Origin of the sequence: Acinetobacter sp. S40, assembly GCF_016624705.1 — a bacterium.
GTDB lineage: Bacteria > Pseudomonadota > Gammaproteobacteria > Pseudomonadales > Moraxellaceae > Acinetobacter.
Genome location: NZ_JACVTU010000001.1, coordinates 16,805 through 40,592, shown reverse-complemented (window position 1 = coordinate 40,592; position 23,788 = coordinate 16,805). Strand labels below are relative to the sequence as shown.

The 23,788-nt window shown below is 43.1% G+C and carries 19 protein-coding genes; 7 read left to right on the top strand and 12 right to left on the bottom strand.

Annotated features, from left to right (window positions below; translation table 11 throughout):
- Positions 1–73 precede the first annotated feature (73 nt).
- The 4 genes from IAE19_RS00165 to IAE19_RS00150 form a co-directional block, all read right to left on the bottom strand.
- Positions 74–2,587: a TonB-dependent siderophore receptor gene (locus IAE19_RS00165; protein ID WP_200458932.1), complete on the bottom strand. Its 2,514-nt coding sequence runs from the start codon at positions 2,585–2,587 to the stop codon at positions 74–76.
- Positions 2,588–2,664: 77 nt separating this feature from the next.
- Positions 2,665–3,558 carry a FecR family protein gene (locus tag IAE19_RS00160; protein WP_200458931.1) on the bottom strand — a complete coding sequence of 298 codons (894 nt, stop codon included), beginning with the start codon at positions 3,556–3,558 and terminating at the stop codon, positions 2,665–2,667.
- Positions 3,551–4,075 (bottom strand): RNA polymerase sigma factor, encoded by a 525-nt coding sequence (locus IAE19_RS00155; protein ID WP_200458930.1) that lies wholly within the window; start codon positions 4,073–4,075, stop codon positions 3,551–3,553. Before IAE19_RS00155 ends, IAE19_RS00160 begins: the two co-directional genes overlap by 8 nt.
- Before the next feature lie 85 nt (positions 4,076–4,160).
- Complete coding sequence (locus IAE19_RS00150) at positions 4,161–5,591, bottom strand: PLP-dependent aminotransferase family protein (RefSeq protein WP_200458929.1); 1,431 nt, start codon at positions 5,589–5,591, stop codon at positions 4,161–4,163.
- Positions 5,592–5,681: 90 nt separating this feature from the next.
- Here IAE19_RS00150 and IAE19_RS00145 point away from each other — a divergent pair, with 90 nt between their 5' ends.
- On the top strand, positions 5,682–6,023 hold the full coding sequence (locus tag IAE19_RS00145; protein WP_200458928.1) for a hypothetical protein: 342 nt from the start codon (positions 5,682–5,684) through the stop codon (positions 6,021–6,023).
- Here IAE19_RS00145 and IAE19_RS00140 read toward each other — a convergent pair.
- Entirely contained in the window at positions 6,018–6,926 is a 909-nt protein-coding gene (locus IAE19_RS00140; protein WP_200458927.1) for a LysR family transcriptional regulator, read from the bottom strand. The genes IAE19_RS00145 and IAE19_RS00140 overlap by 6 nt on opposite strands.
- Before the next feature lie 142 nt (positions 6,927–7,068).
- Here IAE19_RS00140 and dkgB point away from each other — a divergent pair, with 142 nt between their 5' ends.
- Positions 7,069–7,872 carry a 2,5-didehydrogluconate reductase DkgB gene (dkgB, locus tag IAE19_RS00135; RefSeq protein WP_200458926.1) on the top strand — a complete coding sequence of 268 codons (804 nt, stop codon included), beginning with the start codon at positions 7,069–7,071 and terminating at the stop codon, positions 7,870–7,872.
- A gap of 10 nt (positions 7,873–7,882) precedes the next feature.
- Positions 7,883–9,058, top strand: coding sequence for an MFS transporter (locus IAE19_RS00130; protein WP_200458925.1), 1,176 nt, complete (start codon positions 7,883–7,885; stop codon positions 9,056–9,058).
- A 55-nt stretch (positions 9,059–9,113) separates the two neighbouring features.
- On the opposite strand, the gene IAE19_RS00125 is transcribed toward IAE19_RS00130, so the two are convergent.
- The 6 genes from IAE19_RS00125 to IAE19_RS00100 all read right to left on the bottom strand — a co-directional run bounded on the left by IAE19_RS00125 (position 9,114) and on the right by IAE19_RS00100 (position 16,727).
- Positions 9,114–9,767, bottom strand: coding sequence for an START domain-containing protein (locus IAE19_RS00125; RefSeq protein WP_200458924.1), 654 nt, complete (start codon positions 9,765–9,767; stop codon positions 9,114–9,116).
- 46 nt (positions 9,768–9,813) lie between these two features.
- A complete protein-coding gene (gene dapB / locus IAE19_RS00120; RefSeq protein WP_200458923.1) occupies positions 9,814–10,635 on the bottom strand; it encodes a 4-hydroxy-tetrahydrodipicolinate reductase in 822 nt (273 codons plus the stop codon).
- Positions 10,636–10,760: 125 nt separating this feature from the next.
- Positions 10,761–11,876, bottom strand: a complete 1,116-nt coding sequence (gene dnaJ, locus IAE19_RS00115; protein ID WP_200458922.1) for a molecular chaperone DnaJ — start codon at positions 11,874–11,876, stop codon at positions 10,761–10,763.
- A 105-nt stretch (positions 11,877–11,981) separates the two neighbouring features.
- Positions 11,982–12,359: a hypothetical protein gene (locus tag IAE19_RS00110; protein WP_200458921.1), complete on the bottom strand. Its 378-nt coding sequence runs from the start codon at positions 12,357–12,359 to the stop codon at positions 11,982–11,984.
- 130 nt (positions 12,360–12,489) lie between these two features.
- Entirely contained in the window at positions 12,490–15,624 is a 3,135-nt protein-coding gene (locus tag IAE19_RS00105; RefSeq protein ID WP_200458920.1) for an efflux RND transporter permease subunit, read from the bottom strand.
- Positions 15,621–16,727 carry an efflux RND transporter periplasmic adaptor subunit gene (locus tag IAE19_RS00100; RefSeq protein WP_200458919.1) on the bottom strand — a complete coding sequence of 369 codons (1,107 nt, stop codon included), beginning with the start codon at positions 16,725–16,727 and terminating at the stop codon, positions 15,621–15,623. The genes IAE19_RS00105 and IAE19_RS00100 overlap by 4 nt, the downstream gene beginning before the upstream one ends.
- Before the next feature lie 150 nt (positions 16,728–16,877).
- Here IAE19_RS00100 and IAE19_RS00095 point away from each other — a divergent pair, with 150 nt between their 5' ends.
- From IAE19_RS00095 to IAE19_RS00080, 4 genes are all read left to right on the top strand, one after another.
- Positions 16,878–17,495, top strand: a complete 618-nt coding sequence (locus IAE19_RS00095; RefSeq protein ID WP_200458918.1) for a TetR/AcrR family transcriptional regulator — start codon at positions 16,878–16,880, stop codon at positions 17,493–17,495.
- A gap of 160 nt (positions 17,496–17,655) precedes the next feature.
- Positions 17,656–20,340: a phosphoenolpyruvate carboxylase gene (gene ppc / locus IAE19_RS00090; RefSeq protein ID WP_200458917.1), complete on the top strand. Its 2,685-nt coding sequence runs from the start codon at positions 17,656–17,658 to the stop codon at positions 20,338–20,340.
- Between the two features lie 319 nt (positions 20,341–20,659).
- Positions 20,660–21,955, top strand: a complete 1,296-nt coding sequence (locus tag IAE19_RS00085) for a solute carrier family 23 protein (protein ID WP_200458916.1) — start codon at positions 20,660–20,662, stop codon at positions 21,953–21,955.
- Between the two features lie 138 nt (positions 21,956–22,093).
- Positions 22,094–23,002, top strand: a complete 909-nt coding sequence (locus IAE19_RS00080) for a LysR family transcriptional regulator (protein WP_200458915.1) — start codon at positions 22,094–22,096, stop codon at positions 23,000–23,002.
- Here the strand turns inward: IAE19_RS00080 and IAE19_RS00075 are convergent.
- Positions 22,999–23,730, bottom strand: a complete 732-nt coding sequence (locus tag IAE19_RS00075) for a sulfite exporter TauE/SafE family protein (RefSeq protein WP_200459356.1) — start codon at positions 23,728–23,730, stop codon at positions 22,999–23,001. The genes IAE19_RS00080 and IAE19_RS00075 overlap by 4 nt on opposite strands.
- Positions 23,731–23,788 lie beyond the last annotated feature (58 nt).

Below are 23,788 nucleotides of genomic sequence, written 5' to 3'. Positions count from 1 at the left end.
GTAAAACTGATCCCGCTGCCTAATTTATGTTATGGCATCTGACTGGAAACTGTTATTAACGCCGGTGTTAAAGTCAGAAATTATATTTTGCTGACAGCGTTACATTGCGTGGTTCGCCATAGACATTACTAGGGAAACCCACAGTGCCAGACAAAGCATTATAGTACTTTTTGTCGAAAACATTATTGATATTGAGGCGTAGATCTAGCTTCGGTGTGGCTTGCCACCCTAAAATCAGATCGGCCACAGTGTAAGCACTTTGGCTGATATAGAATGGTACGCCGCTCGCCGTGCCCTTGTTGTAGATTGATCCCTGACGATAAACCGAGCCACCCACGCGCCAGTGCTGAAGTTCGCCGGGTAACCGATACATCGTCGACAGCTTGAACAGGTGCCGTGGAGTGTCAGTGTCAAAAACTGCTCCCACGTTAGCGGCCGTCGCATCCTTTCGGTAACGAGCAATCGCAACCGTGTAGCCTGCACCCACCTGCCAGTTAGGGCTAAGGGCGCCCTGCACCTCAAATTCTGCACCCTCGCTCCGCACCTCACCAGCAGCTGAATAACAGGTAACCGTTGGATATCCAGCACATTGAGTCTGGTCAGTGCTACGGAAGGCACGATTTTCCTGATCCATTCGGAACACGGCTGCCGATGCATTCAGTGCACCATCAAAATATTCACCCTTGATACCCATTTCATAGTTGTTGCCCGTCACCGGATCTAATAGCTTGCTGCTCGCATCCAGATAGTTTTGAGGCTTAAAGATATCGGTATAGCTCACATAGATCGAATGCTGATCATTCAGATCATAGACTAGTCCCGCATACTTCGTTAACTGGTGGCTAATGCTATAGTTGTTATGAGCACTGACAGATGGCGTGTTTGAGGCAAAGTTCGGATAGGTATTAACCGTATCGTTATAGTCGAACCAATCCAGACGTCCCCCTAATATGAGCTTTAGTCGATCAGCCAAATTGAGGCGTGTTGTAGCATATACACTTTGCTGGCTGATCTTTGCATCCATCCAGTCTCGTAAAGGAATATTAGGATTTGCAACGGCGCTCGAGTCAAAGTTGTATAGATTGAGGTTGCTGTTGAGAACCACACCTTGGCGGCTATTGCCATCAAAATCAATGTTACGGTAACTGGCACCTAGCACTAACTCGTGAGTACGGCCTAGCAGCTCAAAGGGGCCATTGGCATACAGATCTACGCTGCTTTGCTTTTCCTGATGAGAATTGCGTGCACCTAGCTGAGTATAATTACCCGTGGTAAAGCTATAACTGAGATAGTGACCCAGCATGTCAACATCGGCCTGCGCGTAATACGCTGAGAGGTGCATCCGCCAGTTGTTGTCAAATAGGTGGTTTAGACCCACAAAAGCCGAGCTGGTAGTCTTGTTCCAATGTTCCCAGTCATTGGCATAGGACGTAGACTGAGGCAGTCCCAGATCGCTACCGTCTCGCGCTACTGGAAGGCCCGTAAAGCCATTGCCATGCAAACGGCTCTCCTGATGTAGCGCGCTGAGCGTGAGTGTGGTGGATGCATTTAAATCTTTCTCTAAAATTCCGTAGAATGTCTGGCCATTACTGCTTTCACCACGCTTATAACTCTCATAATCCTGAGCAGCGATCACTGTACGACCTCGCAGACTGCCATCCTTCGATAAAGGACCAGAGGCATCTAATTCTGCTCGATAGCGATCCCAACTACCAGCGCTCAGGTCGACCGATATCTGTGGCACATCAGTCGGTCGCTTGCGTACCAGATTGATGGCAGCCGATGGGTTACCTGCGCCCTGCACTAGTCCAGTGGCACCGCGCACGATCTCCACGCGGTCGTAAATCGCCATGTCAGTGGCCAGCAAGTCTTGTGATAAATTAGAGCTATCTAGACTGACTGGCAGACCGTCGAACATCAGGTTGTCTACATACATCCCCCGCGCATAAAAGGAAGCTCGCTCTGGTCCGAAACGCCTGAAAGTCAGTCCGGGAGCAGCTTGCACTACATCGTTAACTGTCGCCAAGTTCTGATCCTGAATGCGTTGGTTAGTAATGACAGTGACTGCCTGTGGTGTTTCCCGCATGGACAGGTTCATTTTAGTGGCCGTACTCATACTTCGCGTAGTATAGGATTGTGTGCCATCGGTCGTACCGGCTTGCTGTGCCTGTAAACTAATCAGAGGCAAACTGGTCGCAGATTCGCCTTTTGCACCCGAAACCAGCTTTGGCATGGTGGTGACTGGTCGTGAATCATCCGATGATATTTTAACAATCGAATATCGTCCTTCTCCCAAAGGCTTTAACTGCAAATGTGTCTGTTGCAAAAGCCGTTCTGATGCTTGTTCAAGCGTTAACTGATCCTGTAATTTCGAGCTTTGCAGACCTTTGACCAAATCGCTAACAAATAAAATCTGTACGCCATTTTGCTGTGCCAGTTGTTGCAAAGCAGTATCCAGTGATTGGGCGGGTATATTAATTGAGGTAGCTGCTGTATCTGCCCATAATGAACCTGCGTAGAATGCCAGCGATACCAGCAGGGCGAGCTGGCGCTGTTTAAAATGATATATTGGCACTAGAGTCGCCATATTGTCCCCGGAAAATTTCTCTTTGTCCTTGCTATGTCGTTTGGGACGACGATTTTGTACACCTTGCGAGAAAATTTTTATTGACGTGACGCGATCACAAACCAGCCCTGATCCCGTACTGTCACATTTACAGGGGCAAATTTTTCTAAATCCTGCATAAATTGTTCGCGGTATTTTAATTTAACTTCACCTGTAATTCGCAGTTGTTCAACATGGCGATCATGAAACTCTACCGATAAATTGCCATAGCGATTTAATTCCTCAATCACCTCTACTAGAGGCTGATCCGTAAACTGGTAGGAACCCGTTTGCCAGCTGGTTAATTGCGCAATATTTGTATGTGTTGGCTTGAACCATTGATCATGCTGACGATACAGGCTTTGACCCTGATACAGGTCTATGTTTTGTTGCGCGCTCGATATCCGGATCTGTCCCTCACTGACACTAATCTGTAAATCAGTTCCATTCGGTTCACAGCGCACATTAAATACTGTCCCAATATCTTCAATCTTAACGTCCTTTGCCCAAACCACAAATGATCGTTTCAGCCACGGGGCCACACTGTGCCATGCCGTATGTTTGACCGTAAAACTTGCTTCTCCCTGTAGCAATTTAAGCTCACGTGAACGCAGATGAGTGGTGACGATGAGTTGTGTCTGAGTATTCAATTGAATACGGCTACCATCCGTCAACTCAAACTGTTTTTGCTCACCAATACCAGTCGAGAAAACTTTCTGATCATAGGAAGGATTCAGCCATAGCACTCCCAGCACACTGCCCAAACCTGCCAGCAACAACAAATGCTTATGCTGTCGTTTTTGTTTTTGTCGTGCTAATGCGCGATGAATAATTTGTTCTGCCGTGGGCAACTGTTCAATCAGGCTATCTTCAAACGGCGCCAGAGCGCGTTGCACACGTTGCTGATTCTGCTCGGTTGAATTCGTTTTTTTGGACTTATAGGAATCAACCATGTGATTCAGCCAATAAAACCGGTAGTAAATCTCGGTAAGCACGCGCTAAATGACGAGCCACCATCCCTCTTGAGATGTTCAATTGATTGGAAATCTGTTGTTGTGAGAAATGATAAAGCTGCGCCAGAATAAAAATATCCTGACAACAAGGTGGCAATTGATAAATTGCCTTGAGAATGATCTGCTCCCGCTGAGTTTTAGCCACTGCCAGCTCAGGCGAAGTCAACTCAGGTGCTAAAGGCTGCTCTATTTCTGTCAGAGTGACATCCGTATCTATAATTTTTTTTCTGATTTGCTCTTTGCGGTAAAAATCAATCGCAACATGCATACTCATCTTTTTTAAAAAAGCCAGCGGTAGATGAACTTCTTCTAGCGTATGCGCCTGTTGCAACACACGCAGGCTGGTTTCCTGTACCACCTCCTGAGCAAACTGACGGTCACCAAATCGATAGCTAATGTAATCGACTAATCGATCATTTTCGGCAACCAATACTTCAATAAGATGATGAACACGCATTGCACATTTTTCAGCAATAAATTAAATGAGAATTATATTCAATTGCATCTCAATACTCAATCTGCACATGGGGTTCGGTCGTTATTTAAGCAAATTCAGTGGTAGCCAAATATTGTTTCACCCAATTTGCCAGAAATTGAATGGCTTCTTGTAATTGCGGCGTTAAGCCATGTCCTGCATTGAGACGTACAAAATGTTGATAACGCCCATCTTCCCCAAATACCGCACCCGGTACAATATTAATCTGATTTTTTTGGGCGGCCAGATACAAAGCTAAACTATCGACCACTTGCGGAAGTTCTAGCCATAAGGCATACCCTCCCTGAGGTTGACTCAAACCGATATTCAACGGTGCAAATGCCTTTAAAATAAATCGACGATATTGCTCAACTTGTTGCATTAATTGAGGGTGTAAGCGGTTTAAATGATTACGATATTCACGACTATAAATAAAGTCTGCCAAACCCAATTGTAGTGGCGTATTCACACTGACGTTGGCAGAAAACAATTCAGGATAAATCGACTTTAACTGCGCCCCGATACAAAACCAGCCTAAACGATAAGCAGTAGATAATGATTTCGACACAGACCCGACCCAAACCACATAACCCTTTTCATCCCAATATTTGATGGGTAATGGTCGTTGGCCACGATAACTACATTCGGCGTAAATATCGTCCTCTAAAATAATACAGTGATACTGTGCTGCCAATTGAGCAATTTTTTGTTTATCTGCATCACTCAGACAATATCCCAAAGGATTTTGAAAGTTAGCCGTGAGTAAGCATAATTTTGGACGATGCTCTATCATAGCTTGTTCTAATCGAATTAGATCAATTCCCCTAGCATCCGCAGGTGTTTCAATAATACGGCGTTTTAAACCTGCAATTAGTTGTAATTGTCCATTAAACGTTGGAGTGGGAATTAAAATACTTTCACCTTGTAGGCTTAATTGCTGAATTAAAAGCGCTAGTGCAGGCATACAACCATTCGTAACAAAAATATCTTCAGGGGCAATATACATCCCATCTTCACGCCAATGTGCGGCCAGTGCCTCACGTAAATGCAAATGTCCTTGCCGATTACAATATAAAAAATCTTCGGGCTTACAGTGCTTTAACGCTCGTTGAATGGAACGACGTAAGGGTTCGACGGGAATGAGTTCAGGACTAAGTTGAATCGCTCCAAACGGAATCAAATGAGGCTGGATAGAAGCTTCCTGAATCTGATTTTGTAGCAATAGATTTGTGACTACCCGCGGTCTAGATTCAAAATCTGGACTGGTGGGTAAACGACTACTTAGTGGGACTGCTTTTACAAAGTAACCTGATTTAGCTTTAACTTCGATTAAACCTTGCGCTTCCAGCAATTCATAACATCGTTGGGCTGTGCTGATACTGATCTGATGCTGAAAAGCAAAATCACGTAATGAATTTAACTTTTGCTGGGGCAATAACTGTTGCTGATAAATTTTATGAGCAATCTGCTGGGCTAACCGCTGGTAGTGAAATTGCATATCTGTACTGCTTTTTTATAAAAATCTGTATCTGTAATGGTCTATACAATCGAATTATTCTCTAAAAAGCAATCACAATGAGATAAGCCCATGAAAAATTTATGCTTTATCGCAAGTATAGGTTTGCTGATCAGCGCCTGTCAGCCCTTACATCCAGAAAAACAGCAACAGGATTTTATCTGTCGTAGCATGATTCAGGGCTATCTGAAAATACAGCAGCATACTGAATATAAATTATGGTCAGTTGATATGCAGCGTCCGCAACAGATTCGATATACCTATCGTCCTATTAGCGAAAATGGAATGATGATCAGTACATTGAAAAATCAGGCATTCAATTTTGAGTGTCTGCAAAATAAGACGACTTTTCAGCTGCGTTTAAAATCACAGCAGCCTTTAATGGAATTTCAGTTACCTGAACAAAACTTATGAGGCCATTGCCGTTGAAAATTGCTGGCTCAGTTCATCTGCTAAAAATTCGATGAACAAACGTACCCGCTTAGGTAAGTGTTTTTGTTGATAATACACTGCATGAACATGCTGCAACTGGATTTCAATCTGATCTTCAAATAAAGCCACCAAACGCCCTGCCAATAAATCCTGCCAGATTTCATATTCGGATAACCGTGCAATACCATGACCACGGATGGTCAATTGCCTCACCGTTTCACCACTAGATGCCTTGATTTGGGGATGAACTGTAATATATTTATCCCCAATTTTTAACGGCCAGGTATTTAAATAGACGGGCTTACTGAACCCAACCAATTGATGTTGAAAAAGTTCTTCTGGATGAATAGGTGTGCCAACTCGTTTCAGATAGTCTGGACTTGCCACGATATATAAACGGCTCTTACAGACAAGTTTGGCATGCAAACTCGAATCATGTAATGCGCCAAAACGAATGGCAACATCAGTTTTATGCTGTAATAAATCAATCACCTGATCATGACTATTGAGTTCGATCTCAATTTTGGGATAAAGCTGCATAAATTTCTGCATCAAAGGGGCAAGCACATGCAGGACAAAAGGTGTTGCCGAATCGATCCGAATCAGTCCAGAAATGTCACTGTCAGATTTCAATAACGCATCTTCTGCCTCTGCAAGTTCCGCCAAAATAGAACGCGCTTTATCTAAAAATAAACGGCCTTCCTGAGTTAATTTTAACTTACGAGTGGTACGTTCTAGCAGAGTGACTTCAAGTTTTTTTTCTAGTCGATTTAAAGATCGACTTAAACCCGAGGGAGTTTGCTGGAGTTGCTCTGCCGCAGCCACAATCGAGCCTGTGTCGACAATGCTAATAAACGCAATCAGTTCTTCAATGGTAGATTTCATTAGTCGTGCCATTCATGACAAATAATCAAAGATATTTTGCTGATTCCTCTATTTTTCCACAACAATAATCGGATCACAATGATCAGCAATTGATAAATAAATATGTCCTTCTATAGAGCCAAATCAATATTAAGGTGATGCTATGATGATTCCAAAATTCGGCTTAGGCACATTCCGTTTAAAAGACCAAGTGGTCATCGATGCTGTTAAAACCGCACTGGATGTCGGTTATCGGGCGATTGATACTGCACAAATTTATGAAAATGAAGCTGAAGTTGGTCAGGCAATTCATGAAAGTGGTATAGCACGCGATCAACTTTTTCTTACCACCAAAATCTGGGTCGATCATCTTAATCCAGAACAACTGATTCCAAGCTTGAAGCAAAGTCTACAAAAATTGCGCACCGATGCAGTCAATTTAACGCTGGTACATTGGCCTGCACCGCAAAAAGGCATCGATATTGCTGAGGTCATGGGCTTACTTTTACACGCCCAACAGCAAGGTCTAACCCAACATATCGGGATCTCAAACTTTAATATCGCTCTCACACAAACTGCTATCGACAGCATTGGGCAATCTCATATTGCGACCAACCAGATTGAACTCAGTCCGTATTTACAGAATAGAAAGCTGGTTGATTTTTTAAAAGGACAGCACATTGATATCACATCCTATATGACACTTGCGTATGGCAAAGTGCTACAAGATCCAGTCCTTCAGGACATTGCTTCGCGGCATCAGGCTTCGACAGCTCAAATTGCACTGGCATGGGCATTACAAAATGGTTATGCCGTGATTCCCTCCTCAACCAAACGTGAACACCTAATCAGTAATTTAAAAGCCCAAGAGATTCAACTGAAAGAGGATGAAATGCAACTAATTGCAACATTGAATCGTAATGGGCGGGAAATCAATCCTATCGAACTGGCACCTGAATGGGATTAAAAGTAAGTCTATGAAAATTAATTTCCCATTACTGGCTTTAGCAATTGGTGCCTTTGCGATAGGTACTACAGAATTTTCGCCGATGGGATTACTGCCCAATATTGCACATGATCTCAATATCAGTATCCCTACCGCAGGTATGCTGATTACAGGTTATGCTTTAGGCGTGATGCTAGGCGCCCCTATCATGACGCTATGGTTCGGCCATTTTTCACGACGCAAGGCCCTGATCCTGCTTATGACTCTCTTTACAATAGGCAATATTTTGGCTGCCATCGCACCAAATTATTGGAGTCTAATGGCTGCACGACTGATCACCAGTCTGAATCATGGTGCATTTTTTGGAATTGGCTCTGTCGTAGCCGCCAGTCTAGTGCCTGTACATAAGCAAGCCAGTGCCGTTGCCAGCATGTTTATGGGACTCACGATTGCGAATATTGGCGGTGTACCTTTGGCTACTTGGCTGGGTCAAACAATTGGCTGGCGCATGTCTTTCTTTGCGATTTCAGCCTTGGGCTTGCTAACCATGTGGTCACTCTATCAAGCGTTACCCCCTAGTTCGCCCGGACAAAGCACAGACATTAAAGCGGAAGTCAAAGTATTATCTCGTATACCTGTAATCATGGCACTCTTGACCACAGTATTGGGTGCCAGTGCTATGTTTACATTGTATACCTACATTGCACCGAGCTTAAATGCTTTTACTCAAGCCTCACCGATGTTTATCACGCTTATGCTGGTGCTGATCGGCATCGGATTTTCAATTGGAAATCATTTTGGTGGAAAATTTGCTGATCTTTCCCTCAATAAAACTCTTATCGGATTTCTATCTTTATTAATTTTTATTATGTTGGCGTTTCCTTGGCTAGCACAAAGTCATCTAGGTGCTGCTATTGCGCTGGTAATCTGGGGTATTGCCACCTTTGGACTGGTTCCTCCTGTTCAAATGCGCGTCATGAAAATTGCACACCAAGCACCAGGTCTTGCTTCTTCCATTAATGTCGGTGCTTTTAATCTGGGTAATGCGGTTGGCGCTGCGGTGGGGGGACTGGTACTTAGTCTTCATCTCGGCTATGCGGCGGTATCTTTTGCTGGCGCAGGCTTGGCGGGATTAGGTCTTTTACTGGTATTGCTGCAAATACGTTTCAGCCGTTCAGTACCTAGCAAGCAGCAATATTGTAGTTAATCAACAAGCGCCTTCGGGCGCTTATTAAGCAATACTTTTCAAGAACATTTCAGAGTTATTTTAAAATTTCCGGTAATTTCATTGATGAATTTACCGGTTTTTGTAGTTCCATTTTCATTTTCATCAACATCTGATAAGGCTGCTGTTGTACAAACATATTAACGAAACTCAAGGGAATTGAACCCGCTGGATCAGCATAACCGGAGGTTGTAACTTTAACCTTATTGGTTCCAAGTTTTTGGAACGTCCAGTCCCCTTCATATTTATTTAAACGAAGCCGCTCTTTTTGTGCAGGGTAATAACCCGTAATAGCATTATTTTTAATACTAATGATTCCGTTATTGGCTTTGGACATTTTCCCTTTAATGACTACATCACGATCTTTAAGGGGAAAAGGAAAATCCAATACCATGTACAGAATAAACTCTCCCTTTTTATCATCGCGTGACAATACTTTAGTTTCGCTCACATAGGGCACCCACTTTGGTGCATGCTCTACATTCAAAATCAACCCGACAGCTTGATCAAGAGGAGCATCAAAAGTCGTTTCCGCCTTGTATTGGATGATCGGGTTATTTTCAGTCTGATAAGTCCAGACCTTAATGTTATTTTTCTCTAAACTCAGTTTAGCATCTGTTGCTGGTGCAGCATGCACCATCAGGCTATTAAAGCCCAAGGTACATACTAATATCCATGATTTATTATTCATTTTATTCTCAAATCAATTTTATTTTTTGGTGTGATTACTATTGCAATTACACCTGAATGTCATTAAATCCCAATACATCTTTCATATCGTATTTACGCGCTTCACGCCCGACCACCCATGCTGCAGCACGTACCGCACCTGTAGCAAAGTTCATACGGCTAGTGGCTTTATGGGTAATTTCAACCCGCTCACCTTCGCCAATAAACATGGCTGTATGTTCACCCACGATATCTCCACCGCGGATGGTTTGAAAACCAATGCTTTGACGCTCACGCGGCCCTGTATGACCCTCACGACAATACACGGCATCTTGCTTCAAATCACGGCCCAATGTATCTGCAATGGCTTCACCCATCATCAATGCAGTTCCTGATGGTGCATCTACTTTGTGACGATGATGCGCTTCAATAATTTCAATGTCGACACTATCACCAAATACTTTGGCTGCAAGCTCTAATAATTTAATTGAAACGTTTACACCCACTGAATAGTTGGCTGCATACACGACAGGCGTATGGGTTGCGCTATCATTTAAAAGCTGTTTTTGCTCGTCAGAAAAACCTGTAGTGCCAATGACCATAGCGACCCCAGCTTCAGCACATAGTTTCAAATGCTGTTCGGTGGCAACGGGTGCAGTAAAATCAATGACTACATCACAATCTTTTAAAATATCTGACAAATGACCCGCTACCTTGACGCCAATGCTACCAATCCCCGCCAATTCGCCCGCATCACTACCCACCAAACTACTTTCTGGGCGTTCGACTGCCGCAGCTAATTGGTAGCCTGCTTGTTGTACAGCTTGAATCAGGGTGCGTCCCATACGACCGCCTGCGCCCAATACACCAATGCGTGGAGATGCTGACATAATCTGTTCCTAAATCATTTAAAGCGTTGACAATGCGATCTACTATATCAAACTCTGACAGTTCACTAAAATTTAAGCATAAAAAAATCTGCCAAAGTGACAGATTTTTTTGCAATCGAATTGAATTAATCAAACAAACGATCAAAGAATGATTTTTTCTTGGATGACGCACTATGTTCATCACCTTCCAAGGTCGCCTGTAATTCCTTAAGCAATTCACGCTGACGGCTGGTAAGATTGACTGGTGTTTCTACCACGAGACGGCAGAGCAAATCACCCACCATACTACTACGCACTGGACGCACACCCTTGCCACGTAAACGGAACAGTTTACCTGTTTGCGTACCTTCTGGAATTTTTAGGCTAACACGACCTTCAAGCGTTGGAATTTCAATCTCTTTACCTAAAGCAGCATCGGCAATGCTAACAGGTACATCCATATAGAGATCTGCACCATCACGCTGGAAGATTTCATGCTCGCGCACGACCACTTCCACGTATAGATCACCCGCCTGTCCATCACGTACCGCTTCACCCTTACCACTCAAGCGAACGCGATCACCATTGTCCACACCTGCTGGAATGGTCACTTCCAGAGTTTGCTGACGATCTTTTACACCCGATCCATGACAGCTGTTACAAGGATTTTTGATAATTTTACCTTGGCCACGGCAGGTACTACAGGTCTGCTGAACTGAGAAAAAGCCCTGCTGCATACGTACTTGACCTGTACCATGACACGTCTTACAGGTTTCTACATCGTTCGGATTTTTAGAACCTTTACCATCACAGACATCACACGGTGCTGGTGCGGTAAAGGTAATCGTTTTTTTAACACCACGAACCGCTTCTTCCAGCGTTAATTCCATGACATAGCGTAGGTCGGAACCACGGCGCTGACGTTGTTGCTGACGACCGCCACCACCAAATGCACCCCCGAAAATATCGCCAAACTGGCTAAAAATATCTTCGGCACTAAAACCGCCAAAGCCACCACTACCGCCGCCATAGCCACCTTCAAAGGCATTATGACCCATACGGTCATACATACTGCGCTTTTCACTGTCAGACAGCACTTCATAAGCTTCAGAGGCTTCTTTAAACTTTTCTTCAGCTTCAGCGTTATCAGGGTTACGATCCGGATGATACTTCATCGCCAACTTACGATAGGCTTTTTTGATCTCATCATCACTCGCGGTTTTCGAAACGCCTAAAACCTCATAATAATCTCGTTTAGCCATATTTGGCGATGCTCCTCACGGAATTTAAAATATAGTTAACCTGCGACTAAGTTGGGGGTTTTAGTCGGATTTACAAGGGGGAAAACTGAAAAAATTTAGAAATTTCTAGAAAACAGCTTTATTCTTGCTGTATTTTGAAAGACCTTTAATCCAGGCATTCAATAAATATAACCAAGCGATTGCTGAAAAAATCACACCTGCTACAGTACAAGCTGTCACCCAAATTGCGCTATTCCAAACGAAGAAAAACAAAGGGATAAACCATAAAGCAGCAAAAATAGCTAACATCAAAAACATTACTATACTTCGCATCACCCAGAGAGCCTGCGCATGAATCCAGACCTCAGCACCTTCCACCATAGCAACCTTACGGGCAAGGAAATAAGCAATGACGGCAAAAAGAATCGTAAACAACCCCAGAAACATGCACACATAAGATGCTGCAATGTAACGACGATGTTGTACTAGATTGTCCTGCCCCATGTACTTTCAACCTCAACTTACAGTCTTCACGTTATATTATGCGGTGAAATGCTGCTGTTATTTTTGTCTTAACAATAAGATGCTACTATATTGAACTTTTCAATATTTCGCATCTTTTATTCGCAAAAAATTATGAAAAATTTGTTGCTCTTTTCACTTTAAACCAAGCTGCATAGAGTGCTGGTAAGAAAAACAGGGTGAGAAAAGTCGCTACAATCAAGCCACCCATAATCGCTACAGCCATTGGCCCAAAGAAAATACTGCGTGATAAAGGAATCATGGCTAGAACTGCTGCCAGTGCTGTCAACAAAATCGGACGAAAACGGCGCACTGTAGCGTCAATAATTGATGTCCATGGATCATGCCCTGCTGCAATATCCTGCTCAATCTGATCAATCAGAATCAGGGAGTTACGCATGATCATCCCCGACAGCGCAATCGTACCTAGCATTGCAACAAAACCAAAAGGTTTATTGAGTAACAATAAAAACAAGGTAACCCCGATCAGTCCAAGTGGCGCGGTTAAAAATACAATGATTGAACGAGAGATACTTTTCAATTGAATCATCAACAAAGTCATCACCACTGCTAAAAATAATGGCATTCCCGCATTGACTGAACTTTGTCCTTTGGCAGACTCTTCGACCGTCCCCCCCACTTCCACCAAATAACCATTCGGTAGTTGCGCGCGAAGTTGTTCCATCTTTCCTGAAAGTTGATCAACCACTGTAGCGGGCTGTAAATTGCTGCGAATATCGGCTCTAACGGTAATCGTAGGCAAACGATTACGATGCCAGATCAAACCATCTTCAAATTTGTATTCAATTTTGGCAATTTGAGCCAAAGGTACACTGTTGCCCTGACTCGTTGGAACAGCAAGACTGGATAAGGAAGCGACATCGACCCGCTCCTTTTGATCGCCACGCAAACGAATTTCAATCAATTCACGTTTTTCACGATATTGGTTAATCACTGCTCCTGTAATCGAGCTATTTAAGAAATTCGCCAAATCCTGACTGCTTATCTCCATTTGACGGGCACGATCCTGATCAATATTGAGCTGAATAATCTTACTTGGTTCTCCCCAGTCCAGATGTACATTGGTTGTATTTGGATTTTCCCCAATGATCTTTGCTACCTTTTGTGCCCACTCACGGACTAAAGTAATGTCTTCTCCAGAAACCCGATATTGTAGTGGATAACCCACTGGAGGGCCATTTTCTAACAATGACACCCGCGTTCTAACGTCTGGTAATAGTTTTTTAATTTGCGTATCGAGAGATTTACGAATTTCATCACGATCATCCAATGATGAGGCCAACACTACGAACTGGGCAAAACTGGCTTGCGGTAGTTGCTGGTCTAGCGGCAAATAAAAACGTGGTGAACCTGTACCAACATAAGCCACATAGTTATCAATACCTTTTTGCTTGGCAAGAAACTGTTCCACTTTCTTAACAGCTTGTTCAGTGGCGGTGAGAGAAGCACCCTCTTCCAATTTTAAGTCCACTAAAATTTCAGCACGGTTCGATGGCGGAAAAAACTGCTGTGGCACCAGTTTAAATAACAAGACTGAACCGACAAAAATTAAAACCGTCGTAATAATCACAGTTTTGCGATAATTAACACAAGTTTCTACCATTTTGCGAAAGCGCAGATAAAAAGCGCTTTGATAAGGATCATGGCTTCCACCCGTATGCTGCAACACAGGCCGAGGTGCAGGTTGGTGGCGTAATCTAGCCCAAAGACGCTGATACCACGGTGCATTTTGTTGTATCTTGCTAAAATCAGGGAGTAATTTTTCACCGAGATAAGGTACAAATAATACCGCTGCAAACCACGAGACAATCAGAGCAATAGTAACCACCTGAAAAATCGAACGGGTATATTCACCTGTACTTGAGTTAGCAGTAGCAATCGGTAAAAAGCCTGCTGCAGTAATCAATGTTCCAGTCAGCATGGGAAAAGCGGTTGTTTTCCATGTAAAGCCTGCGGCCTTGATACGGCTATAACCCTGTTCCATTTTAATCGCCATCATTTCAACTGCAATAATAGCGTCATCGACCAAAAGTCCTAAGGCAAGAATCAATGCACCCAGCGAGATTTTATGCAGCCCGACATCAAAAAGATTCATTCCAGCAAAGGTCATCGCCAACACCAATGGAATGGAAAAAGCCACCACCAACCCAGTACGAAAACCCAGCGAGAAAAAACTGACCAGTAGTACAATAATCACAGCTTCGGTTAAAACTTTGATAAATTCGTGAATACTGCGCTGCACGGCAACAGGTTGATCGGATACTTTTTTAAGCTGCATTCCTAGCGGTAAAGTTTTTTGTAAATGATTAAATTCACTTTCCAAATTTTTGCCGAGTGCAATGATATCGCCACCCTTGCGCATTGATACTGCAATGCCGATACCATTTTCCCCCATAAACCGCATTCGTGGCTGGGCAGGTTCGCTAAAGCCACGATAAATCTCAGCAACATCCCCCAGTTGAATGGTTCTATTGCCCACCAACAAAGGCATATGTTTAAGTTCATCCACACTTTGGAGTTGACCCGTGACCCGAATCTGAATACGGTCTGTCCCTGTTTCAAAAAAACCTGCGCTGTTGATACTGTTTTGTTTTTGCAATGCATCCTGAATAGCTGTGACAGGTATCCCAAGCTGAGCTGCCTTAGTGTTGGATAGTTCGATCCAGATTTTTTGATCTTGTAATCCCACCAATTCTACTTTGCCGACATCTTTGACCCGTTGCAGTTGTAATTGCAAACGATCTGCATATTCTTTTAGTACTGCATAATCGTAGTCTTTACCCGTCAGTACATAGATATTGCCAAAGGTATCGCCAAATTCATCATTAAAAAATGGCCCTTGTACACCTGCGGGCAATTGCTGTTTGATATCCCCCACTTTTTTGCGCACGTTATACCAGACATCCGGAATCTGATCAGATTTAAGCGAATCCTTAGCAACAAATGTCACCATTGACTCACCAGGTCGCGAATAGGCCATGATTTTTTCATACTGACCCGTGGTCATCAGCTCTTTTTCAATCCGATCTGTCACCTGCAACGATACTTCCTGTGCAGTGGCACCCGGCCAATAGGTCTGAACTACCATGACTTTAAACGTAAATGGAGGATCTTCGCTCTGAGAAAGTTTTGAGTAAGAAAAACCTCCTACGATCGCCAAAAGCAACATCAGATAGAGAATGATACCTTTATTGTTCAGTGCCCATTCTGATAAGTTAAACTTCATGGCTTAACTCCTGATGCAATTTGCACGGGACGATTATCCCGATCGATCGGATGAATTTTTTGTTGCTCATGCAATAGATGGACACCACCAACAACGATGTAATCATTTGCTTTTAGACCTGATAGGATGGGAACACTTTCACGTCCGTAGGCCCCTAAGGTCACAGCAACTTTACGAAGGGTTTGATTCGGGTTAACCACCCAGACATAAGCTTGTTGATCATGGGCAGAAACACTGGATAAAGGCACACTCAGAACATCATGTTGAGTGGTATTAAAAAACACACGGGCACTTTGCCCTAGCTGAATCGAAGGTTGTGCTTCACGCAATGCAACCTTGACGCTAAAAGTGCGGGACTGATCTGCCGCAGGCGAGATTTCGCGCACATAAGCTGCATATTTTTGTTCAGGTTGAGACCAGAGTGTGATCCATGCGGGCTGCCCCACCTTTATTTCAGAAATAGCCTGTTCAGGTGCACCAATGACCACTTCACGATCTCCATCAATCGCTAGTTGATAGGCGGCTTGTCCCGCAGCCACGACCTGTCCGATTTCAATATCACGCTGGGTAATTACCCCGTTTTTGTTGGCAATCAATTGATTATAGCCTGTCTGATTAGCGGCAACTTCATAGTTAGAACGCGCCTGCTGTAAACTGGCCTGCGCCGCATCATTTTGATTTTTAATGCTATCGAATTGGGAACGACTGACCGCATTTAAAGGTAAAAGCTGTTGAAAACGTTTTAATTCTTCATGAGCAATTTTTGCCGAAGATTGTGCACTTTCCAGTTGTGCTTTAGCGGCATTCATTTGTAACTGGGCGTCTTTTACATCCAGTCGGGCCAATACCTGTCCGACCTTAACCCGATCACCTACATCTGCATAGCGCTGAGTAATCTGTCCTCCGACCCGAAAAGCCAGTGCAGTTTGTTGACGTGCCTGCACCTCGCCTGCATAGCTTTTTTGTTCATTCATGCGAGTCGAAGACTGTATCACCATGACATAAGGAATTTGTTCTACTTCAGGAGCCTGTTTACTACATCCACCCAATGTGACCAGACACATCACCCATAAACCCAAGCTTGTCAGTTTTATCGCTGTCATAACCCTTCGCTCTTATTCAAATTTGTTTTTTAAGGCACAATATCAGCAGTATCTTAGTTTGTTTATTTTTTAATTAATATACCCTGTGGTATATTAATTAAGTGAATTGATATAAGTTTTTGTTTTTTAAATTTATTTAAGAGAGTCTCTGTGCAAAATAACATTGGTCGACCAAAAGATCTTGAAAAAAGAGCGCGCATACTAAAGGCAGCCAAAGCAATTTTTTTAAAATGGGGCTATCATGGTTCCAGTATGAATCAGATTGCCACAGATGCTGGGGTGACCAAGCTCACGGTCTATAATCATTTTCAAGACAAGCAAAGCCTGTTTACCTGCGCCATTCAGGAAACCTGTGCCGAATGCATTTCTCAGCAACAGTTTTGCTTAAGCCCACAGAGCCAATTTTTAGACGTTTTTTTTGATGCCTGTGAATGTGCTTTAAACATGATTTATTTGCCCGAAGCACTAAAACTTGAACATGTGTTACTCGAACTGGCAACTGAAAAAAGTCCATTGGCACAACATTTTTTTGAGGCGTCTCATCAACCACTTTGTGATGCGCTGTGCGAATTTTTTACTCAGGCAGCAAGTTTGGGTTTTATTCGTAATGGATTACCTTTACAGCAAACAGAACTCATCTTATCGCTCTTATTAGGGATCAGACATCATCAAGTCTTACTTGGTATTAGCGACATTCCTTCGGCACAAGAAATCCGAGAGACCGTTCACTTTGCTCTGGACATCTTTATGCTGAAATATGGTGTATAGACCTTTGGCGTATTGTGAAAGATAGACTTTTTTGCATATGCATACTCCTACGCATAAGTGTTAATTTTTTAAACAATAATTCATATATTTTTACGCTCTAGACTTGGAATGTCATTGAATCGGGGTATAGTCAAAAGAACAAAAACAGGAGAGCCACACCATGATTCAACAAATTGATGCTCCTTTACGCGAGGACGTGCGTCTACTGGGTAATTTACTGGGAGAAACCCTTAAACAGCACGCTGGACAAGATTTGTTTAATCAGGTAGAGCAAATTCGCGCCTTAGCCAAAGGTGCACGTGACGGACATGCTGAAGCAGAAAAAAAGCTGGAACAACTTTTTTTGGGTTTAAAGGATGAAGAAATCCTCCCCCTAACTCGGGCATTTTCTCAATTTCTCAATTTTGCCAATATTGCTGAACAATATAATGTAGTGCGTAGTCGTCGCCGCAGTGAATTTGATGAACAGGCGCCCTCTCCAAATCCATTGGTGCATTTATTTGCAAAATTTAAAGAACGCCAGATTTCATCTCAGCAACTCTTTGAACAGATTTGTCAGCTTAAAATTGAACTCGTATTAACCGCGCATCCGACCGAAGTCAGCCGTCGTACCCTGATTCAAAAATATGATGATATTAATGAAGATCTGGTACGGTTAGATCAGCAAAAATTGACACCACGTGAACATCAGTCCGTCCTAAACAATCTTAAAGAATTAATCTGTTCCGTTTGGCAAACTGATGAAATTCGTCACAATCGACCAACACCGGTGGATGAAGCGAAATGGGGCTTTACCACAATCGAACAAACCTTATGGAATGCTGTCCCCAAATTTGTACGTGAATTGAATGATTTAGTTGAAGAACATTGTGATACGTCACTACCGCTAGAAATTTCACCGATCCGTTTTGCCTCGTGGATGGGTGGTGATCGTGATGGTAACCCGAATGTAACCCATAACATCACTCAGGAAGTTTTATGGTTATCACGTTGGCAAGCCGCAGATTTATATCTACGTGATATCGAAGATTTACGTTGGGAGTTGTCGATTCAAGCTTGTTCGGATGAACTCAAACAAGCGTTGGGCTATGAGCATCCCGAACCCTACCGTGAATATTTGCGTGAGACTCGCCAACGTCTAAAAGCCACTCGTCACTGGTTGGCACAGCGATTACAAGGTTTTGAAGCAGATGATAGCCAGATTATCCATACCAAGAGTGAGTTGCTTGAGCCATTATTACTCTGCTATCGCTCCCTCATGGATTCCAACTTAGCTGAAATTGCCAATGGTAAATTGCTGGACTTTATCTATCGAGTCAATTGCTTTGGGATTGAATTACTAAAACTAGATATTCGTCAGGAATCGGGTCGGCACCGTCAGGCCATTTCAGCCATTACCGAATATTTAGGATTAGGTAATTTTGAGTCATGGACAGAGCAGGCGCGTCAGAACTTTTTGATTCAGGAGTTACAAAGTAAACGGCCACTTTTGCCTCGTCATCTGGATGAACCATTGGATAGCTTGATTCAACATCCAGATGTCAAGGAAGTGTTTGCTACCATGCGAACTCTGGCATCACAACCACCCGAGAGTTTGGGTGCCTATATTATTTCGATGGCGGAATATGCCAGCGATGTGTTAGCGGTATTATTACTACAAAAAGAAGCAGGTATTTTACATCCGCTACGCGTTGTGCCGTTATTTGAAACTTTAAAAGATTTGGATGGTGCGGCCACGACGATGAATACCCTGTTCAGTATGCCGTGGTATAAACAGCATATTCGGGGCAAACATGAAGTAATGATCGGTTATTCAGACTCGGCAAAAGATGCCGGTTTTATGTCTGCAAACTGGGCACAATATCGCGCACAAGAGGAACTCACTGCCGTTGCGCAACAGTATGGCATCCAACTCACGCTATTTCATGGCCGCGGTGGGTCTATTAGTCGTGGTGGCGCGCCCACTCAGCAAGCTTTATTTTCACAGCCACCAGGCTCGATCTCAGGCGCAATTCGGGTTACTGAACAAGGTGAAATGATTCGTTTTAAATTTGGTTTAGAAGAAGTCGCCTTACAAAATCTGGAAATTTATACTGCAGCCACACTTGAGGCAACTTTATTGCCACCTCCTGTCCCAAAACAGGAATGGCGTGAGTTGATGCATCAAATGACCGATATCTCGGTACAGGTGTATCGTGAAACTGTGCGTGAAAATCCATATTTTGTACAATATCTGCGTACCGTCACGCCAGAGCTTGAGTTACAAATGTTGCCTCTAGGTTCACGTCCAGCTAAACGCAAAGTTAGTGGTGGTATTGAATCTCTACGTGCAATTCCGTGGGTATTTGCATGGACACAAATTCGTCTGATGCTCCCTGCATGGTTAGGTACAGGAGCCGCGATTAACCAAATTATTGATGCAGGTCAAAAAGAAACACTGGATGAAATGCTACAACAATGGCCTTATTTCCAGACTTTGATTGATATGCTGGAAATGGTTCTCTCTAAATCGGATGGCAGTATAGCTCTGTATTATGAATCGCATCTGACTCAGGATGAAAATTTGAAGGCACTCGGTACAGAGTTACGTCAGCGCTTAAAAGATGCTGTTCAAACTTTACTCGCCATGAAAGGTGAATCCAAATTGCTGAGTAATAACGAAGTACTGGATCAGGCCATGCGGGTTCGTAAAACTTATTTATTGCCTCTGCATTTGTTACAAGCGGAATTAATGAAACGACGTAGACGCTATTTAAAAGTTGAACAAGCTGAACATACCCCTGTTGATCATGCACTGATGGTCAGTATCGCAGGCATTGCAGCGGGTCTACGCAATACGGGCTAAATCTTATTTTAAACTTATTCAGACCCTCATTTTCAAAATAAAATGGGGGTCTGAAAATGGCTATTATCCAGACTGGCTTTACAATTTTTTTGACCTACCATTGGGACGTTTTATTTAGCTCTTTTCATTCTCTATCCTATAATCTTATCCGCTCAACTTGCTGATATCTCTTTTATTTAATTTTTCCTAAAATTTACCATTTGGTAAAAATAAATCAAAAAATCAATTCTTTTGTTTTACCGCTTGCCGACAAAGCAATTAAATCCTCATTCAAGAAAGAGTATGATGTGCGCCAGCTAAAAAGATTAGAGTTTATTTTATGTCCAGCTGGTTTCCAAAATGGCGCCCCTATCAGGGTCAGGCTGATCATCGTCCTGTCGCAACTGATGAATATCTCCCACCTGCACAAAGCGCCGTCTTAGGCATTCAACACGCATTTGCCATGTTCGGTTCGACCGTATTGGCTCCATTACTTATGGGCTTTGATCCCAATCTTGCCATTCTAATGTCAGGAATTTGTACCATTCTGTTTTTTCTTATGACAGGAGGGCGTGTTCCAAGTTATCTAGGTTCAAGCTTTGCGTTTATTGGCGTTGTGGCGGCTGCAACTGGACATATCACAGGGTCAGGCGCAAATCCTAACATTAGCGTTGCACTTGGCGGTATTGTTGCGTGTGGTCTAATTTATGCCTTTATTGGTTTTATGGTCATGCTAACAGGGACTCGCTGGATTGAAAAATTAATGCCCCCTGTGGTCACAGGTGCCGTGGTGATGATTATCGGTTTAAATCTCGCGCCAGTGACTGTCAAATCAGTTGCTGGGCATCCGTTTGATATGTGGATGGCACTGCTTACTGTATTGTGTATGGGGGTGATTGCTGTATTTACCCGCGGTTTGTTACAACGCTTATTGCTTTTAATCGGGCTGCTCATCGCTTATCTGATTTATGCAATAGCCACCAATGGACTTGGACTGGGTACACCCATTGACTTTTCACAGATTTCAGCCGCACCGTGGTTTGGCTTGCCGAGTTTAACTGCACCAACGTTCCAGACGAATGCGATGCTAATTATTGCGCCTGTTGCCTTGATTTTAGTTGCTGAAAATTTGGGACATATTAAAGCTGTAGGTGCCATGACAGGAGAAGACTTGACTCCTTATCTAGGTAAGGCTTTCGTTGCGGATGGTGTTGCCACTACATTGTCAGGTAGTGTTGGTGCGCCAGGTATGACCACGTATGGTGAAAATATCGGGGTTATGGCAGTCACCCGTGTGTACTCCACGATTGTATTTGTGATTGCAGGTGTGTTTGCTATTTTTCTAGGGCTGTCTCCAAAATTTGGTGCAGTAATTAGTACCATTCCTACAGCTGTGCTCACAGGGGCTTCAATTGTAGTATTTGGTTTAATTACTATTGCAGGGGCAAAAATTTGGCTTGAAAACAAAGTCGATTTTTCTAACAACAAAAATCTGGTGGTTGCTGCCGTTACTATTATTTTGGGGGCAGGTAACTTTGAGCTGATGTTTGGCAACTTTAATTTAGGTGGAATCGGGACGGCAACCTTTGCCGCAATTTTACTGAATTGGCTATTTGGACTAAAAGATAAAGCCTAACTCAGGACATTCTACCTTGATATTGAATAGCATTTTTTTAAGCAGCCTTCAGGCTGCTTTTTTTATGCATTTAAACGTTTAGTGGATCATTTTTTGGTTATCATAACTTTGTTTGTTTAACAGTTCATTGAATGGCTTATGCGCTTTGATTTTTTTGATCTCCAGCTTTTTTTACATGTGGTGGATACAGGCAGTCTTACCAAAGGAGCTGAACGTTCCGCTGTTTCTTTACAAGCAGCCAGCGAGCGTATTAAAAAGCTGGAGCGGCATTTCCAAAGTGCTTTATTTATCCGTCATGCTACAGGAGTCGAACTCACCATCGCGGGGCAAACCCTATTACAACACGCACAACATCTGATGGACGGATTATATGCACTGGAGCAGGAAATGCAGACTTTCCAACGTCAGACCTCTCAACATCTGACTTTATGGTGTAACTCTTCGGCTCAGAGTGAGTATTTACCCATGTTGTTACCCAAATATCTAATCGAACACCCACAGCTTCAGATCGAATTGCATGAGGCGGAAAGTAATGACATTATCGTTGCATTACAAAAAGGTCAGGCTGAACTGGGTCTGATTTCCAGTTTTTTTGCTCCTAATGATACATTGGAAACACAGATCTTCGCCGAAGATCCATTAGTATTTATTTGTGCGCCAGACCATCCTTTCGCCAAACAGCAGCAACTCGATTTTGCGGATATTTTACGGCAAGATTTTATTGGTCTTTTGGCGCATCACTCTTTACAGCAATCGATTGAAACACAGGCCAAAAGCTTACATCATCAACTTCATTATCGTTTACGCTTACCTAGCTTTAGTGCCATTGCCCAAGTCGTCGCCAACGGCGTAGGTGTCGCGATCATGCCTTTACGCGCGGCATCGTATCTACAAAAAATTTATACTTTTTCTACCATTGCTTTGACGGGAGCATGGGCTAATCGCAAATTATTACTGGCTTCGCGTGAATTTGCCAACCTTTCACCAAACTATCAGGATTTTGCCCTATTTTTAATCGCCAACAAACCCCAATCGATTGAACCTTAATGTCCAATCATATAAGCACCCAATAAGATTAAACCTATAAAGAAAAAACGGCGAAAACGCTGTTCAGGTATACGATAACGTAATTTTTGCCCAAACCACATGCCTAAAAGTGCAGGAAGCACAGCGATCCATGCCAATCGATAATCAATGTGCATATTCGCAGTCGTATGCAGCTGTAAATAAATGGCGAGACAAATGGTCGATAAAGTAAAAACTAAACCTAATGATTGGACCAGATCATCTCGTTTTAAACGCAAAGATTGTAAATAAGGAACCGCAGGAATAATAATTACACCAGTAGATACAATTAATGCGCCCCCCAGATAGCCTATAATAGGCGATAACCATTTTTCATAAGGTGCAAGATTAGGAAGTTGTTTAACACATAAGCCATACAGACCATACGCGATCAGCATCCCCCCCAATAGGATTTCACTGGTTTTGCCTGTTGCCTGACTCAAGGTGGGTAAAAAACTAAATGCTGTACCGATGATAATACCGAGTAATAACAACCAGAAGCGTTGAATCAATGCCCAAACTCGACCTTCAGCAAATAACTGCCAAATATTGGTGATCATGGAGGGAATGATAAGTAATGAAGCAGCTTGAAACGGAGCAATCACAATAGTGAGCAGCCCCATTGCTACAGTGGGTAATCCCAAACCCAGTGCGCCTTTTACCATGCCTGCAAACATAAAAACCACAATGACTAAAGCCACCATTTCCATTGTCAACGATTCCATAGCTTGAACATGTTTATGCTAATGGAGACAGAGCAGAGATCCT

What these genes read in the sequence shown, in the direction of transcription:
- IAE19_RS00165 (WP_200458932.1), bottom strand. Translation starts at nt 2,587, where the DNA reads ATGGCGACTCTAGTGCCAATATATCATTTTAAACAGCGCCAGCTCGCC.
- IAE19_RS00160 (WP_200458931.1), bottom strand. Translation starts at nt 3,558, where the DNA reads ATGGTTGATTCCTATAAGTCCAAAAAAACGAATTCAACCGAGCAGAAT.
- IAE19_RS00155 (WP_200458930.1), bottom strand. Translation starts at nt 4,075, where the DNA reads ATGCGTGTTCATCATCTTATTGAAGTATTGGTTGCCGAAAATGATCGA.
- IAE19_RS00150 (WP_200458929.1), bottom strand. Translation starts at nt 5,591, where the DNA reads ATGCAATTTCACTACCAGCGGTTAGCCCAGCAGATTGCTCATAAAATT.
- IAE19_RS00145 (WP_200458928.1), top strand. Translation starts at nt 5,682, where the DNA reads ATGAAAAATTTATGCTTTATCGCAAGTATAGGTTTGCTGATCAGCGCC.
- IAE19_RS00140 (WP_200458927.1), bottom strand. Translation starts at nt 6,926, where the DNA reads ATGAAATCTACCATTGAAGAACTGATTGCGTTTATTAGCATTGTCGAC.
- dkgB (WP_200458926.1), top strand. Translation starts at nt 7,069, where the DNA reads ATGATGATTCCAAAATTCGGCTTAGGCACATTCCGTTTAAAAGACCAA.
- IAE19_RS00130 (WP_200458925.1), top strand. Translation starts at nt 7,883, where the DNA reads ATGAAAATTAATTTCCCATTACTGGCTTTAGCAATTGGTGCCTTTGCG.
- IAE19_RS00125 (WP_200458924.1), bottom strand. Translation starts at nt 9,767, where the DNA reads ATGAATAATAAATCATGGATATTAGTATGTACCTTGGGCTTTAATAGC.
- dapB (WP_200458923.1), bottom strand. Translation starts at nt 10,635, where the DNA reads ATGTCAGCATCTCCACGCATTGGTGTATTGGGCGCAGGCGGTCGTATG.
- dnaJ (WP_200458922.1), bottom strand. Translation starts at nt 11,876, where the DNA reads ATGGCTAAACGAGATTATTATGAGGTTTTAGGCGTTTCGAAAACCGCG.
- IAE19_RS00110 (WP_200458921.1), bottom strand. Translation starts at nt 12,359, where the DNA reads ATGGGGCAGGACAATCTAGTACAACATCGTCGTTACATTGCAGCATCT.
- IAE19_RS00105 (WP_200458920.1), bottom strand. Translation starts at nt 15,624, where the DNA reads ATGAAGTTTAACTTATCAGAATGGGCACTGAACAATAAAGGTATCATT.
- IAE19_RS00100 (WP_200458919.1), bottom strand. Translation starts at nt 16,727, where the DNA reads ATGACAGCGATAAAACTGACAAGCTTGGGTTTATGGGTGATGTGTCTG.
- ppc (WP_200458917.1), top strand. Translation starts at nt 17,656, where the DNA reads ATGATTCAACAAATTGATGCTCCTTTACGCGAGGACGTGCGTCTACTG.
- IAE19_RS00085 (WP_200458916.1), top strand. Translation starts at nt 20,660, where the DNA reads ATGTCCAGCTGGTTTCCAAAATGGCGCCCCTATCAGGGTCAGGCTGAT.
- IAE19_RS00080 (WP_200458915.1), top strand. Translation starts at nt 22,094, where the DNA reads ATGCGCTTTGATTTTTTTGATCTCCAGCTTTTTTTACATGTGGTGGAT.
- IAE19_RS00075 (WP_200459356.1), bottom strand. Translation starts at nt 23,730, where the DNA reads ATGGAAATGGTGGCTTTAGTCATTGTGGTTTTTATGTTTGCAGGCATG.